General features: G+C 65.3%; 16 protein-coding genes and 1 tRNA gene. 6 read left to right on the forward strand and 11 right to left on the reverse strand.

What is annotated here, in order from left to right:
* Positions 1–7: 7 nt before the first annotated feature.
* Positions 8–115, forward strand: coding sequence for a hypothetical protein (locus VRZ08_RS02930; protein ID WP_414531824.1), 108 nt, complete (start codon positions 8–10; stop codon positions 113–115).
* Between the two features lie 110 nt (positions 116–225).
* Here the strand turns inward: VRZ08_RS02930 and folD are convergent, their stop codons facing one another.
* The 3 genes from folD to VRZ08_RS02945 form a co-directional block, all read right to left on the reverse strand.
* The gene (folD, locus tag VRZ08_RS02935) at positions 226–1,113 is read right to left on the reverse strand and encodes a bifunctional methylenetetrahydrofolate dehydrogenase/methenyltetrahydrofolate cyclohydrolase FolD (protein WP_414531521.1); all 888 of its coding nucleotides are present in this window, start codon (positions 1,111–1,113) and stop codon (positions 226–228) included.
* A gap of 106 nt (positions 1,114–1,219) precedes the next feature.
* Positions 1,220–1,546 carry a DUF167 domain-containing protein gene (locus VRZ08_RS02940; RefSeq protein ID WP_012494136.1) on the reverse strand — a complete coding sequence of 109 codons (327 nt, stop codon included), beginning with the start codon at positions 1,544–1,546 and terminating at the stop codon, positions 1,220–1,222.
* A gap of 23 nt (positions 1,547–1,569) precedes the next feature.
* A complete protein-coding gene (locus VRZ08_RS02945; RefSeq protein ID WP_012494137.1) occupies positions 1,570–1,860 on the reverse strand; it encodes a YggT family protein in 291 nt (96 codons plus the stop codon).
* A gap of 200 nt (positions 1,861–2,060) precedes the next feature.
* On the opposite strand from VRZ08_RS02945, the gene VRZ08_RS02950 reads away from it, so the two are divergent.
* Positions 2,061–2,136: transfer RNA gene (locus tag VRZ08_RS02950), tRNA-Ala, on the forward strand.
* A gap of 187 nt (positions 2,137–2,323) precedes the next feature.
* Here the strand turns inward: VRZ08_RS02950 and VRZ08_RS02955 are convergent.
* The 7 genes from VRZ08_RS02955 to VRZ08_RS02985 form a co-directional block, all read right to left on the reverse strand.
* The gene (locus tag VRZ08_RS02955; protein WP_264054008.1) at positions 2,324–3,136 is read right to left on the reverse strand and encodes an enoyl-CoA hydratase; all 813 of its coding nucleotides are present in this window, start codon (positions 3,134–3,136) and stop codon (positions 2,324–2,326) included.
* Between the two features lie 78 nt (positions 3,137–3,214).
* Complete coding sequence (locus tag VRZ08_RS02960) at positions 3,215–3,715, reverse strand: nuclear transport factor 2 family protein (protein WP_414531522.1); 501 nt, start codon at positions 3,713–3,715, stop codon at positions 3,215–3,217.
* Between the two features lie 103 nt (positions 3,716–3,818).
* Positions 3,819–4,616 (reverse strand): glutamine amidotransferase, encoded by a 798-nt coding sequence (locus tag VRZ08_RS02965; RefSeq protein WP_414531523.1) that lies wholly within the window; start codon positions 4,614–4,616, stop codon positions 3,819–3,821.
* A gap of 118 nt (positions 4,617–4,734) precedes the next feature.
* On the reverse strand, positions 4,735–5,514 hold the full coding sequence (locus VRZ08_RS02970) for an SDR family NAD(P)-dependent oxidoreductase (protein WP_107342642.1): 780 nt from the start codon (positions 5,512–5,514) through the stop codon (positions 4,735–4,737).
* 182 nt (positions 5,515–5,696) lie between these two features.
* Complete coding sequence (locus VRZ08_RS02975; RefSeq protein WP_107342643.1) at positions 5,697–6,224, reverse strand: TerB family tellurite resistance protein; 528 nt, start codon at positions 6,222–6,224, stop codon at positions 5,697–5,699.
* A gap of 136 nt (positions 6,225–6,360) precedes the next feature.
* Entirely contained in the window at positions 6,361–7,746 is a 1,386-nt protein-coding gene (locus tag VRZ08_RS02980) for a cytochrome P450 (RefSeq protein WP_414531524.1), read from the reverse strand.
* A 118-nt stretch (positions 7,747–7,864) separates the two neighbouring features.
* Entirely contained in the window at positions 7,865–8,866 is a 1,002-nt protein-coding gene (locus VRZ08_RS02985) for a 2-hydroxyacid dehydrogenase (RefSeq protein WP_107342645.1), read from the reverse strand.
* Between the two features lie 234 nt (positions 8,867–9,100).
* Here VRZ08_RS02985 and VRZ08_RS02990 point away from each other — a divergent pair, with 234 nt between their 5' ends.
* A complete protein-coding gene (locus VRZ08_RS02990) occupies positions 9,101–9,625 on the forward strand; it encodes an SH3 domain-containing protein (RefSeq protein WP_107342646.1) in 525 nt (174 codons plus the stop codon).
* A gap of 109 nt (positions 9,626–9,734) precedes the next feature.
* Here the strand turns inward: VRZ08_RS02990 and irrA are convergent, their stop codons facing one another.
* Positions 9,735–10,226, reverse strand: a complete 492-nt coding sequence (irrA, locus tag VRZ08_RS02995; RefSeq protein WP_107342647.1) for an iron response transcriptional regulator IrrA — start codon at positions 10,224–10,226, stop codon at positions 9,735–9,737.
* A 257-nt stretch (positions 10,227–10,483) separates the two neighbouring features.
* Between irrA and fabA the strand changes: the two genes are divergently transcribed.
* The 3 genes from fabA (at position 10,484) to fabI (ending at position 13,285) form a co-directional block, all read left to right on the forward strand.
* Positions 10,484–11,011 carry a bifunctional 3-hydroxydecanoyl-ACP dehydratase/trans-2-decenoyl-ACP isomerase gene (gene fabA / locus VRZ08_RS03000; RefSeq protein ID WP_107353974.1) on the forward strand — a complete coding sequence of 176 codons (528 nt, stop codon included), beginning with the start codon at positions 10,484–10,486 and terminating at the stop codon, positions 11,009–11,011.
* A 61-nt stretch (positions 11,012–11,072) separates the two neighbouring features.
* Positions 11,073–12,299 (forward strand): beta-ketoacyl-ACP synthase I, encoded by a 1,227-nt coding sequence (fabB, locus tag VRZ08_RS03005; protein WP_346296193.1) that lies wholly within the window; start codon positions 11,073–11,075, stop codon positions 12,297–12,299.
* A gap of 176 nt (positions 12,300–12,475) precedes the next feature.
* Positions 12,476–13,285 carry an enoyl-ACP reductase FabI gene (gene fabI / locus VRZ08_RS03010; RefSeq protein ID WP_263990290.1) on the forward strand — a complete coding sequence of 270 codons (810 nt, stop codon included), beginning with the start codon at positions 12,476–12,478 and terminating at the stop codon, positions 13,283–13,285.
* Positions 13,286–13,522: the final 237 nt, after the last annotated feature.

A 13,522-nucleotide genomic window follows, 5' to 3' on the forward strand; every position in this document is an offset into this window, starting at 1 on the left:
CAACGAGTTGTTCGAATATATGGTCTATTACAACAACTTCCGGCCTCACCAGGCCCTCGGCGGCAAAACCCCGAAGGACTTCGCCGCTGACAAAACTATGCGATCAACGAATTAGTGAACTTGCACAATTGCGAGCGAAGCGAAGCAATCCAGGGGCCACGCTTGTGGCCTCTGGATTGCTTCGTCGCTCCGCTCCTCGCAATGACGGGGAGATGTCTTGCCGGACTACACCGCCGGCTTCGGCAGGCCGTGGATGGCGCAGGCGGCGCGGACGGTGTTGACCAGCAGGCACGCCACCGTCATCAGGCCGACGCCGCCCGGGACCGGCGTAATCGCGCCGGCGACCTCCTTGGCCTCGTTGAACGCGACGTCGCCGAGCAGCTTGTCCTTGCCGCCGTCCTTGCCCGGCGTGCGGTTGATGCCGACATCGATCACGGTTGCGCCCGGCTTGATCCAGTCGCCCTTCACCATCTCGGCCTTGCCGACCGCGGCGAACACCAGATCGGCCTGGCGGCACAGCGCCGGCAGATCGCGGGTGCGCGAATGCGCGATCGTCACCGTGGCGTTCTCGTTCAGCAGCAATTGCACCAGCGGCTTGCCGACCAGATTGGAGCGGCCGATCACCAGCGCGTTCATGCCTTCGAGCGAGGCGTGCACCGTCTTGGCCATGATGATGCTGCCGAGCGGCGTGCACGGCGTCAGCGCGAACAGGCCGGAGGCGAGCCGGCCCGCATTGGTCGGGTTGAGGCCGTCGACGTCCTTGGCGGGATCGATCGCGTCGATCACCGCATTGCTGTCGAGCCCCTTGGGCAGCGGCAATTGTACCAGGATGCCCTGCACGGCCGGATCGGCATTGAGCTTTGCGATCAACGCCATCAGCTCGGCCTGCGGCACATCGGCCGGCAGCCGGTGTTCGAACGAGGCCATCCCGGCCTCCTGCGTCTGCTTGTGCTTACTGCGGACGTAGACCTCGGAGGCGGGGTCGTTGCCGACCAGCACCACCGCCAGGCCCGGCGTGATGCCGTGTTCGGTTTTCAGCCGCGCGACTTCCGCGGCGACGCGGGCGCGTAGCTCGGCCGAGATGATTTTTCCATCGATGATCCGGGCTGTCATGTCGTCCTCTTTGCCTGTCCCAGCCGATGCGTCCGCATCGAAATGACAACGCCTCCCCGGAGCGGAGAGGCGAACGGTGGATCGCCCTCGCGGGCCTCCCGGGTGATTATTCGGCGGGCTTGGCCGCCACCAGGCGGCGCAACGCCTCGCCGAGCTGTTTTGGATCGCCGTCGATCGCGATCTGTTTCTGCCGCGAGGTCGCGCCCGACAGCAGCCTTACATTGCGCTTCGGCACGCCGACCGCCTTGGCCAGCAGCTCCGTCACTGCCCGGTTTGCCTCGCCGCCATCGGCGATCGCCCGAACCCGCACTTTGACCACCGGCCGCCCGTCGGACAGCGTTTCCAGCCCGTCGATGTCGTCGCGGCCGCCGCGCGGGGTCACCCGCACCGCTACCGCGACGCCCTGAGCCGAATACCGCCAAGCTTCTGCCATGCCGGCCTCCGCCTGCCCGGCGGTTAGAACACTGCCGGGTAGATGTAATAGGTGATCACGCGCTGCAGGAACATGATCAGAAGGATCAGGATGATCGGCGAGATATCGAGGCCGCCGAGTGAGGGCAGCAGATTACGAATCGGCGCCAGCAGCGGCTCGGTGATTCGGTACAGGAACTCGGACACCGCGCCGACGAACTGGTTGCGCGTGTTCACCACGTTGAAGGCGATCAGCCAGGACAGGATCGCCGAGGCGATCAGCAGCCAGATGTAGAGATCGAGGATGATGAGAACGATGTCGAGAATGGCGCGCATGGCGGGGGAAAACTCGCGGTTTCGGTCGCGGAAAGCTCGAGCCGTAGATATCGGTTCACCCCCGTCCAAACAAGGGAACTCGGCGGCAATAAAGCCGCGGCCGGCCGATTTCGATCCGTCCTGTCGTCCTTGACTTGGCCGCGACCTGCACTGTAAATGGCGGCGTTCGCTGGCCGGGACGACATGTCCTGACCGCGCAAGGGGCCATAGCTCAGCTGGGAGAGCGCATCGTTCGCAATGATGAGGTCGGCGGTTCGATCCCGCCTGGCTCCACCAACTTTCCGAGACCAAGACGGAAAGTTGGCGACCTTCGCGACACGATCCCAGCACGGTTTTTTCTGAAAGATAGGACGAACCCTCGGTCTTCGACCGCTGATTTCTCGCGTCTGAACCTTTGATCGCCCGACAGCCGGCTGACGGCCGCCGAGCGTCCCTGTCGAGACGCCCGGCGATCGACTCTCGATCACACGCTGCTGAAGCGCGGCGGACGCTTTTCGACGAAGCTGGCGACACCTTCCTTGAAGTCGGCGCTGGCGAGCGAAATCGCCATCTCGCGATTGGCCTCGATGGTCGCTTCCGCCAGGGTCTGGAACGGCACGTCGTAGAGCTGGCGCTTGATCACCCGCATCGATGCCGGCGCGACGTTATCGGCGAGGTCGCGGGCATAGGCGTAGGTCTGCTCCCGGAGCTGATCGGCCGGATAGAGCCGGTTCACCAGTCCCATCCGCAGCGCCTCGTCGGCCGACACACGGCGGGCAGACAGCAACAGATCGAGCGCGTTGGCGTGCCCGACGATCTGCGGCAGCATCCAGGAGATGCCATGCTCGGCAATCAGTCCGCGCCGCGCGAAAGCGGTGGTGAACACGGCAGAGTCGGCGGCGAAGCGAACGTCGCAATACAGCGCGTGGACCATGCCGATCCCGGCCGTGGCGCCGTTGAGCATGCCGATGATCGGCTTGGGAATCGAGGGATAGAACGCGTAGCGGGTCTGCCAGTCCGCCCTGCGATTCATGTCGAACGGCGGCAGATCGGCGGCGCGGCGAACGTCGGATGGATCGATGTTCTGCAGCACCTCCATGTCGGCCCCGGCGCAGAAGCCGCGGCCGGCGCCGGTCAGCACGATGACGCGCACGTCGCTGTCCGAAGCGGCCTGCTGCATCGCAGCCCGCACCTCGCGCTCCATCACCGGCGTCCACGCATTCATGCGGTCCGGCCGGTTCAGCGTGATGGTCGCGATCCGATCCGCGACCTCATAGAGGATGTCCTGGTAGCTCAACGGCGTTTCTCCCTTTGTTGATTGTTGTTGGGCGCACGACCAGCGCCGTGCGCGTCGCCCGCCGCGGGCGATAGATCCTCAGGCGCGGCGCGAGCCCTTGGGCCGGGCCAGATAGTCCTGGGTTTCGGGACGCTGCTGCAGCCAGCCGCTCCATTTGCGGAAGACCTTGGCCATCCGCTCAGGTGCGACGCCGAGCTGCGCCATCGCCACGCCGCCATTGACCGATTCGTGATACTCCGCGATCAGCGCGCCGCGCAGCACGAAGCGGCTGATGCCGTCGATCACCACGCGCTGGCCTGCAAAGTCGGGTACGGTCGAGGTGAAGCTCGACAGCGACCATGCATAGCCAAGGTCGCCATTGCAGACGGGGTCGAACATCTCCCAGCGATAATCGGCGGCGTCGCGATGAAACAGGTCCTGCATCATCGCGGAGATCTCGGCGCGTCCGGTGTGCGGGCCGTAGATGTAGTCGTGGTACGTCGCGTCTTCGGTGAAATGGTTGGCGAACCTTGCGCCGTCGCCGGATTCCGCCGCGCGAGTCAAACTCTCCAGCAGCTGCGCGAATTCCTCGCTCGTCATGCGCACTCCCTTGCTGCCCCGGTCATGGCCGCCGAAGCTTGGCAGGGAGCTTAGCAATCGCCGCGGCCGCGAGGGAAGCGGATTTGCGTCGAGGAGTCCGGCGCTATTCCGCGGCTTCACGCAGCGCCGTCACCGGCGCGCCGAGGGGCGCGCGCGACAGCCAGTGATCGAGAAAGTGTTCGAGCCAGATCCGCTCGGCGAGATCGTGCACGGCGCGTTCGGCAAAATGCTCGCGCCGCGGCCGCGCGCCGGGAAGCGACAGCCGTTCCTCTCCCTTGGTGGTCCAGCGATGCATCATCGCCCAGGTCACGTCGGGGTGGAATTGAAAGCCGAAGGCCGTATCGCTGCGGATCGCCTGCACCGGAAAGTCGCCGCCTTCCGCCAGCAGATCGGCACCGGCTGGCAGCTCGAAGCCTTCGACGTGCCAGTGATACACCTGCCGCGGCCAGTGCGCGCACATCGCGCGGCCCGCGGCGGTGGGGCGAATGTCGTAGTAGCCGACTTCGGCGCGGCCGTGAGGATGCGGTGCCACGCGGGCGCCGAGCTGTTTGGCCAGCATCTGCGCGCCGAGGCAGATGCCGAGGAACGGCCGCCGTTCCTTCAGCGGCACGGCGATCCAATCGATCTCACGGCGGATGTAATCGTCCGGATCGTTGGCGCTCATCGGACCGCCGAAGATCACCGCGCCGACGTGTTCGTCGAGCGACGGCGGAAGGGAATCGCCGAACCGCGGCCGGCGAATGTCCAGCGGATGGCCGAGCGCGCGCAGCGCATTGCCGACGCGGCCGGGCGTCGAGGTCTCCTGGTGCAGAACGATCAGCACCGGTCTCGGATCATTGGTCTTTGCAGGTTGCAGCGCAGGCGAAGATGCCCGGCCGCAATCGGTCAGTCGAACAAGCATGGGAGGGTCAGTCCAGAGCCGCGCCGAACAGAATTGCCGCACCGCCGATCAGGATGTCCGGCGGAAGATGACAAATTCTTAAAGCAAGGCTCGGGCCAGATCATGGCCGTGCGGAATATCAGCGACGGCGCAACTGGAAGCCGCTGACTGCGGCGGCGATGAAGCCGCGCGGGAAGAAACGCAGCAGGAACGGCACGATCTTCACGCCCAGACCCGGCAGCACGATCCGCTTGTTGTCCATCAGGCCCTGATAGGCCTGACGCGCGACCTCTGCGGGCGACACGTTGAGCACGGCGCTGTCGAAGCCCGGCTCGAATCCGGCACGGTCCTGGAACTCGGTCTGCACCGGGCCCGGACAGAGCGCTGTCACGCGCACGCCTTTCGGACCGAGCTCCTGATGCAGCGCTTCGCTGAACGACAGCACATAGGCTTTCGACGCGTAGTACACCGCCATGCCGGGGCCGGGCAGGAAGCCGGCGATCGACGCGACATTGAGGATGCCGCCGCGCAGGCGGGCGATGCTGTCGGCAAACCGCAGCGTCAGATCGGTCAGCGCCCTGATATTGAGGTCGATGATACCAAGCTGGCTTTCGCGATCGAGCTCGACCGCACGGCCAAACAGACCGTAGCCGGCGTTGTTGATGAGGTACTCGACCTCGACGCCCGCCGCGTTCAGAGCCGAGATGATCTGTTCGGCGGCGCCCGGCTGGCCGAGATCGCACGCGATCACGATCGGCTCCGGTCCGCCCTTGGCGCGAATGTCCGCCGCAAGGGATTCGAGGCGGTCGCCGCGCCGCGCCACCAGTGCCACGCGATGAGCATTGTCTGCAAAAATTCGCGCCAGTTCGACACCGATCCCGGCCGATGCGCCTGTAATCAACGTCACACGTTCAGTCACGACAGGAAACTCATGTTTCAAATGGGCCGAACGGCCTCCAGGGAACAGCTATGGCCTTATGCGGGAAGCAAGCAGCGTGCAAGGGCCGATGCGGCTCGCAGGGCCGAAACGCACGCTGATGCTGCGAGGCGTGGCGGGACAAATACGGGTTCCCGTTACCCGAGGTTTCGCCGGATTTCTGGTTAGTTAGCGGGATCCACCTCAGGCATACTCCCCATCGTACCGCCCTGGGCGGCGGCACTGGGCGCGACCGGAGCCTCGGCAGCTACTTTCTGGCGCAGGGTGACGCGGTCGCGGGTCGAGACTGCCAACAGGTCGGCTGCGCGCCACACCACGTTCTCTTCGAATTCGGTGACGGTGCCGTCGGCGTACACCAGCTCCCACATCATTTCGACGATCCGCAGCCGGCCTTGCTCATTGACCGAACGCATGATCACGCTGGTGAAATGGTAAAGGTCAACGGCCTCGCCCTCGATCAGCGTCGCCGAGGCAATCAGCCGGGACGCGGTCGCGGCGTCGAGACCGAAGCGCTGTTCGAGCAAAGCGTGCAGCTTTTGCTTTTCGACCTCCGACGGGTCGCCATCGATCGAAATCACATGAATCAGCAGGGCCGTCGCGGCGAGGCGGTAGCCGCCCTCGTCGAGCGTCAGCTCATCCGGGGCGCTCGGGGCGACGACGTCGGTGATGAATTGGCGCAGTTTATCCAGCATCGTCTCTCGTCTTTCGATGGGGGCGACGGCTCGTCGCTCTATGACGTGGAAAGGGAACGCTCGCAATCCTGCCCCGGTTCCGGGGAGTTCCATGACGGTTTGGCAATGCGAACGGGCTTCGTTGGTGCCGCAAGGCTCACCGGGCGGTGAGCCGGAACCGCGGCGACCGACCAGGCTGGGTGGTGACGACCCCAATCGGGACCACCGGCTCGGAATCGATCAGCTCGATCCGGAAGTTGCCGACGACCTTGGCCAGCGCCAGCGTGGCTTCGACCAGGGCGAAATGCGCCCCGATACAAACCCGCGGGCCGACGCCGAACGGCAGATAGGCGAACCTGTCGGGCGGCGGTGCGCCCGGCAGAAAGCGCTCGGGCACGAACGCGTTCGGATCGCGCCAGAGCTTCTCGTGCCGGTGCAGCAGCCACGGCGCGATCAGCATCACGTCGTGCCGACGAACCGCAAAGCCCGCGACCTGGTCGGGGCCTGCGGCTTCCCGCACGATCAGGAATGCGGGCGGATACAGCCGCAACGTCTCGTCCAGCACCGCCCGGGTGAATGGCAGCCGCTCGATCTCGGTGCCACCGAGACCGATCCGGCGAACCTCACCGGCCAATCGCTCCTGGGCGTCGGGATCGAGCGCCAACAGGTACAGCGCCCAGAACAGCGCGGTGGCGGTGGTCTCGTGCCCCGCCAGGATCATGGTGGCGACCTGATCGCCGAGCTGCGCGTCGGAGAACGCTTCGCCGGTTTCCGGGTCGCGCGCCGCCAGCATCAGTTCGAACAGGTCGCGCGGCGGTGCGCCTTCTGCCTTGCCGGCTGCACGTCGCGCGGCGATCAGTTCGCCGATGAAGCGCGTCCAACGCCGGCGAAACAGCGCGCGCGAAACATCCTGCGGCGTCGGCCAGCCGAGCGGCAGCAACAGATCGAGAAACCGCGGGCTCGCCAGCCGGGTGCCGTAGTCGATCACGAAGCTGCGCAACGTCTGCCCGTGCGTTCCCATCTCGAACGAGAACATCGTCCGCCCGGCGATCTCCAGCGCCAAATGCTGCATGGTTTCGCGCAAGTCCATGGGAGCGCCGGTCTTGCCACGCAGCCCCTCGACCACCTCGTCGGTGGCCGAGGCCATATGCGGCAGCAGCGTCGCGACGGCGCGCGGGGTGAAGGCCGGCGCCAGCGTCCGGCGCTGATGCTTCCAGGCGCGGCCTTCGGCCAGCAGCAAGCCCTCGCCGAGCATCGGCCGCAGCACGCGGATTCCCGTCGCCGTGCGGTGATAGTTGTCGACATTGTCGACCAGCACGTGGCGGATCGCGTCCGGCGTGTTGAGGATGTAGCTTGAGTGGGCGAAGAACCGGCCCCGGACGACATCGTCCTGGTAGGCGCGGTCGCTCCAGCTCGCGATCGCGTTGTGGCGGATCGCGGCGAGCCGGCCGAGCGCCGAGAGATTCTCCGGCGCGCGCGTCGGCGTCGGGGGGATCAGCGGCGCACGGGATGCCGGGCGGTCGTCGATTGCGGCGATGCTCACCTCGAACCACTCCCTCGTCGTTGTCCAACGAAGGTAGTGTGGGAAACAGGCAGGGAGAAGGCGCCGGTGGAACCCGCAAGCGAGGCGTTCGGCCGCAGCGTGGCGGCCCAAACCGGGCTCAGAGCATGCCGGGCAGGACGCGATCCGGCGGCTTGTGATTATCCAGGAAGGTGCGGATGTTGATGATCACCTTCTCGCCCATCTCGACGCGGCCCTCGATGGTGGCCGAGCCCATGTGCGGCAGCAGCACGACTTTGCCGTGCTTGGCGAGCCGCACCAGCTTCGGATTGACCGCCGGCTCGTGCTCGTAAACGTCGAGGCCGGCGCCGGCGATGTCGCCGGCTTCGATCAGCTTGGTCAGGGTTTCTTCGTCGATCACTTCGCCGCGGGCGGTGTTGACGATGAAGGCGTCCTTGCGGATCAGCTTCAGCCGCCGCGCCGACAGCAGATGGAACGTCGCCGGGGTGTGCGGACAGTTCACCGAAATGATGTCCATCCGCGCCAGCATCTGGTCGAGCGAATCCCAGTAGGTCGCGCCGAGCTCGTCGGCGATCCGCGGGGCCACCGGCTTGCGGTTGTGATAGTGGATCTGCAGCCCGAACGCGCGGGCGCGGCGCGCCACCGCTTGGCCGATCCGTCCCATGCCGATGATGCCGAGCCGCTTGCCGCCGAGCCGGCGGCCGAGCATCCAGGTCGGCGACCAGCCGGGCCACTCGCCGCCGTCCGTCAGGAGCGCGGCCCCTTCGATCATCCGGCGCGGCACCGCCAGGATGAGCGCCATGGTCATGTCGGCGGTGTCTTCGGTCAGAACTTTGGGGGTGTTGGTGACGGTGATGCCGCGCGCATGCGCTGCGGCCACGTCGAGATTGTCGATGCCGTTGCCGAAATGCGCGATCAGCCGCAGCTTGCAGTCGGGCTGGTTGACCATCGCGGCGGTGATCTCGTCGGTCACCGTTGGTACCAGGACGTCGGCAGTGCGGGCCGCTTCGGCGAGTTGCTCGGCGGTCATCGGGACATCGTCGAGATTCAGCCGGGCGTCGAACAGCTCACGCATCCGGGTTTCGATCGAGTCCGGAAGCTTGCGGGTGACGACGACCAGAGGCTTTTTCTTAACCGACATTCCAACGCTCTCTGACGAGCTTAACGAGATCGTTTAGTCCCCGTTAACTCAGCTGTTCGACACTCCCGCAGCAGCGTGACCACAGGGGCCGGTCCCGACCATAAGGTCCCTTCCGTTCCTTGGGTTACCGGATGCCTTCCGGCCTTCTCTAGCAGAAGACCGCGCCAAGACAAGGACCCCTGGGTTTCGCCGGAGACGGCCGCGCCGCAAATCCCGCGACGAAGAGGCGTGTCGATGTCGATGAAATACCTGATGGCGGTAACGGCGTTCGCAGGTGCGATGATTTGCGCTGCGACCTTCGCGCACGCCGGCAAGGAGTCACCGTTGTCGGCGAGCGGATTGCCGGTGCCGCGATACGTCAGTCTTAAGTCTGATCACGTCAATGTCCGGGTCGGACCGACCAAGGACAACGACGTCGCCTGGGTTTACACCCGCGCGGGCCTGCCGGTCGAAGTCACCGCCGAGTTCGAGAATTGGCGGCGGGTCCGGGATTCCGAGGGCGCCGAGGGGTGGGTGTACCACTCGCTGCTGTCCGGCCGGCGCACCGCGGTCGTCACCATGAAGGACAAGGACGGCCTGGCGCCGCTGTATGAGAGCGCCAGCTCCGGCAGTGCCGTGGTGGCCCGGTTGCAGGCCGGCGTTGTGGCGCAGGTCAAGCGCTGCGACATGAAATGGTGCCGGATCGTCGGCAGTGGTTTCGACGGCTGGATCGAGAAGCTGCAGCTGTGGGGCGTTTACGCCGACGAGCAGGTCAACTGACCGCGCCGTAGCCAATGCCTGACGGCCGCGGCGAGGGCGCGTAAAAAAGCCCGAGGGCATGCTGCGCTCGGGCCATAACCATCACCAAGAATAACTCGAAAGACGGCGTTCAGCCCTTCTTTCGCAGCCGCACAACGACGTCGACCCGGGCGATCTCGTAGCCATCGGGAACATCCGGCGTCGCCTTGAGCTCGAGCTCGGCATGGGGAATGTCGATCAGCTCGTGGTTGTTCTCGAGGTAGAAGTGCTGGTGCGCCGACACGTTGGTGTCGAAATAGGTCTTGGTGCCGTCGACGCTGACCTGACGCAGCAGACCGACTTCGGTCAGCTGGTTCAAGGTGTTGTAGACGGTCGCGAGCGACACCGGGACCTTGGCCTGGCTGGCCTCTTCGTACAGCATTTCAGCGGTCAAATGGCGGTCGCCCTTGCCGAACAGCAGCCAGCCCAGCGCCATGCGCTGACGGGTCGGACGCAGGCCGACCGACTGCAGCATCTCGTTGACATCATGCCACGGGCAGCCGTTCAGCCGAGGTTCTGCGTGCGAGTGCGCCTCGTGCGCCGGTTCCTCTTGCAAAAATGCCACTCGTTCACCGATGTCCACTTCCGCAACCCCTAATGCGCGCCTGTTGGAAATTCGACCGTCTGATTATAGGAAGCATTCCTTGTTGGTGCAAGCGCTTCGCAACTAGCGAAGCTCGGTCGATTTGCTTAAGTAAGATCACGGAGGTGCCGCTAGGCGGGGCAATATGCCTATGTTACAGACCCGCGCATTCACCGGGCGCGCTTCGCGCACGCACCGAATCGGCCGCGTGGGCAGCCAAAAACCTCACGATCGAATCAAGAAGAAGGCATCGTCGCATGCGGGACCGTCGCTCCAGCTACGAATATGAAGATCTGCTGGCCTGCGGCCGGGGCGAACTGTTTGGCGCGGGCAACGCCCAGCTGCCGTTGCCGCCCATGCTGATGTTCGACCGCATCACCATCATCACCGAGGACGGCGGCGAGTTCGGCAAGGGCCAGGTTCGCGCCGAGCTCGACGTCAAGCCGGACCTCTGGTTCTTCGCCTGCCATTTCAAGAACGATCCGGTGATGCCGGGCTGCCTCGGCCTCGACGCGATGTGGCAGATGGTCGGCTTCTTTCTCGGCTGGGTCGGCGGCGAAGGCCCGGGCCGCGCGCTCGGCCTCGGGGAACTAAAGTTCACCGGCCAAGTGCTGCCGCACATCAGCAAGATCGTTTACAATGTCGACATCAAGCGGGTGATGCGCTCGAAGCTTTGGCTCGGCATTGCCGATGGCTGGCTTTCGGCCGACGACGAGGTCATCTACCGCGCAAAGGATCTGAAAGTCGGTCTGTTCAAGCAGACGGCGCAGCCGGTCGGCGGCTAGCGAGTGCTAGCCGAGCCGTGTCTTCAGCCGCGAACGACCCTGGAGTGAACGAGGCGATCACATGAGACGAGTTGTTGTGACGGGGATGGGGATCGTCTCGTCGATTGGTAACAACACCCAAGAAGTTCTGGCGAGCCTGCACGACGCCAAGTCCGGTATTTCGCGTGCCGAAAAGCATGCCGAGCTCGGCTTCCGCTCGCAGGTCCAGGGCGCACCGACGCTGAATCCGGCCGATGTGGTCGATCGTCGCGCGATGCGGTTTCTCGGTGAAGGCGCGGCGTGGAACCACGTCGCGATGGAGCAGGCGCTCGCCGATTCCGGGCTGGAAGAGTCCGATATCTCGAACGAGCGCACCGGCATCGTGATGGGCTCCGGCGGCCCGTCGGCCCGCACCATCGTCGAAGCCGCCGACATCACCCGCACCAAGGGTCCGAAGCGCGTCGGTCCGTTCGCGGTGCCGAAGGCGATGAGCTCGACGGCGTCGGCTACGCTCGCGACCTGGTTCAAGATCAAGGGCGTCAACTACTCGATCTCGTCGGCCTGCGCGACCTCCAACCACTGCATCGGCAACGCCTACGAGCTGATCCAGTGGGGCAAGCAGGACGTCATGTTCGCCGGCGGCTGCGAGGAACTCGACTGGTCGCTGTCGGTACTGTTCGACGCGATGGGCGCGATGTCGTCGAAGTACAACGACACTCCGGCCACTGCCTCGCGCCCCTATGACGTGTCGCGCGACGGCTTCGTGATCGCCGGCGGCGCCGGCGTCCTGGTGCTGGAAGAGCTCGAACACGCCAAGGCGCGCGGCGCCAAGATCTACGGCGAAATCATCGGCTATGGCGCGACCAGCGACGGTTACGACATGGTGGCGCCGTCGGGTGAAGGCGCCGAGCGCTGCATGAAGATGGCGCTGGCGACCACCGGCGGCATCAAGATCGACTACATCAATCCGCACGCGACCTCGACGCCTGCCGGCGACCCGCCGGAAATCGCGGCGATCCGCAAGGTGTTCGGCAACGAGGACAAGTGCCCGCCGATCTCGGCCACCAAGGCGCTGACCGGCCACTCGCTCGGCGCCACCGGTGTGCAGGAGGCGATCTACTCGCTGCTGATGATGCAGAACGGCTTTATCTGCGAGAGCGCCCACATCACCGAACTCGATCCGGCCTTCGCCGACATGCCGATCGTGCGCAAGCGCGTCGACAACGCCAAGCTCGGCGCCGTGCTGTCGAACTCCTTTGGCTTCGGCGGCACCAACGCCACGCTGGTGTTCAAGCGGCTGGATGCGTGATCGCGGAAGGCTCTCTCCGGTCCCGGTGAGTTGCCACATCCACGTGCTAGGATCCTCATGGTGAGGAGGCGCCCTTTGGCGCCGTCTCGAACCATGAGTTGTTGACCGCTTCATCCTTCGAGACGCGCGCTGTCGCGTGCTCCTCAGGATGAGGTCCGAACCAGAGAGCGACCACAATGCAGGGACTGATGCAGGGCAAGCGCGGGCTGATCATGGGCGTCGCCAACGACCATTCGATCGCTTGGGGCATGGCCAAGACGCTGCACGCGCACGGCGCCGAACTCGCCTTCACCTATCAGGGCGAAGCGCTGGCCCGCCGGGTCAAGCCGCTGGCGCAGTCGCTGAATTCCGATCTGGTGCTGCCCTGCGACGTCGAAGACATCGCCAGCGTCGATGCGGTGTTCGACACGCTGAAGGACAAGTGGGGCAAGCTCGACTTCGTCATCCACGCCATCGGCTTCTCCGACAAGAACGAGCTGCGCGGTCAGTACATCGACACCAGCCGCGCCAACTTTTCGCGCACCATGGTGATCTCCTGCTTCTCCTTCACCGAGGTCGCCAAGCGCGCCGCCGCGCTGATGCCGGATGGCGGCGCGATGATTACGCTGACCTTCGGCGCCTCCGAGCGCGCGATGCCGAACTACAACGTGATGGGTCTTGCCAAGGCGGCGTTGGAAGCCAGCGTGCGCTATCTCGCCTGCGACCTCGGCCCGAAGGGCATCCGCGTCAACGCGGTCTCGGCCGGTCCGGTGCGGACGCTGGCCGGCGCCGGCATCGGCGACTCCCGCGCGATGTTCGGTTTTATGGAAAAACACTCGCCGCTCGGCCGCGGCGTGACGCTGGAAGAACTCGGCGGCTCGGCGCTGTATCTTCTGTCGGACCTCTCCGGCGGCGTCACCGGCGAAACCCACTACGTCGATTCCGGCTACAACATCGTGCTGATGCCGAAGCCGGACGCGTTGAAGGCGGATGCCGACAAGGCGTAGCTGACAAGGCGGGTTCTCGCGCGTCGTCTCCTATCAGTAGGCAGTCTGGGCGAAAGGCGCTTTGCGCTTAGTCCAGCGTGAGTTGCGGCGAACGCTACTGCCGTGCCTGGGGCGCCCTCACCCCAACCCTCTCCCGCAAGCGGGAGAGGGGGCGCGCCGTGCTGGTGGAGAGGGCATCACCGATCTCACGCCATCACCGACCTCATGAGCTAACGAGTCCACGCGAGGCCTCTCCCC

The organism is Rhodopseudomonas sp. G2_2311, from assembly GCF_047501505.1.
GTDB classification, from domain to species: domain Bacteria; phylum Pseudomonadota; class Alphaproteobacteria; order Rhizobiales; family Xanthobacteraceae; genus Rhodopseudomonas; species Rhodopseudomonas palustris_H.

Bases quoted from the DNA above. Each gene is read 5' to 3' on its own strand.
- folD (WP_414531521.1), bottom strand. From the start codon at position 1,113: ATGACAGCCCGGATCATCGATGGAAAAATCATCTCGGCCGAGCTACGC.
- VRZ08_RS02940 (WP_012494136.1), bottom strand. From the start codon at position 1,546: ATGGCAGAAGCTTGGCGGTATTCGGCTCAGGGCGTCGCGGTAGCGGTG.
- VRZ08_RS02945 (WP_012494137.1), bottom strand. From the start codon at position 1,860: ATGCGCGCCATTCTCGACATCGTTCTCATCATCCTCGATCTCTACATC.
- VRZ08_RS02960 (WP_414531522.1), bottom strand. From the start codon at position 3,715: ATGACGAGCGAGGAATTCGCGCAGCTGCTGGAGAGTTTGACTCGCGCG.
- VRZ08_RS02965 (WP_414531523.1), bottom strand. From the start codon at position 4,616: ATGCTTGTTCGACTGACCGATTGCGGCCGGGCATCTTCGCCTGCGCTG.
- VRZ08_RS02975 (WP_107342643.1), bottom strand. From the start codon at position 6,224: ATGCTGGATAAACTGCGCCAATTCATCACCGACGTCGTCGCCCCGAGC.
- VRZ08_RS02985 (WP_107342645.1), bottom strand. From the start codon at position 8,866: ATGTCGGTTAAGAAAAAGCCTCTGGTCGTCGTCACCCGCAAGCTTCCG.
- VRZ08_RS02990 (WP_107342646.1), top strand. From the start codon at position 9,101: ATGTCGATGAAATACCTGATGGCGGTAACGGCGTTCGCAGGTGCGATG.
- fabA (WP_107353974.1), top strand. From the start codon at position 10,484: ATGCGGGACCGTCGCTCCAGCTACGAATATGAAGATCTGCTGGCCTGC.
- fabB (WP_346296193.1), top strand. From the start codon at position 11,073: ATGAGACGAGTTGTTGTGACGGGGATGGGGATCGTCTCGTCGATTGGT.
- fabI (WP_263990290.1), top strand. From the start codon at position 12,476: ATGCAGGGACTGATGCAGGGCAAGCGCGGGCTGATCATGGGCGTCGCC.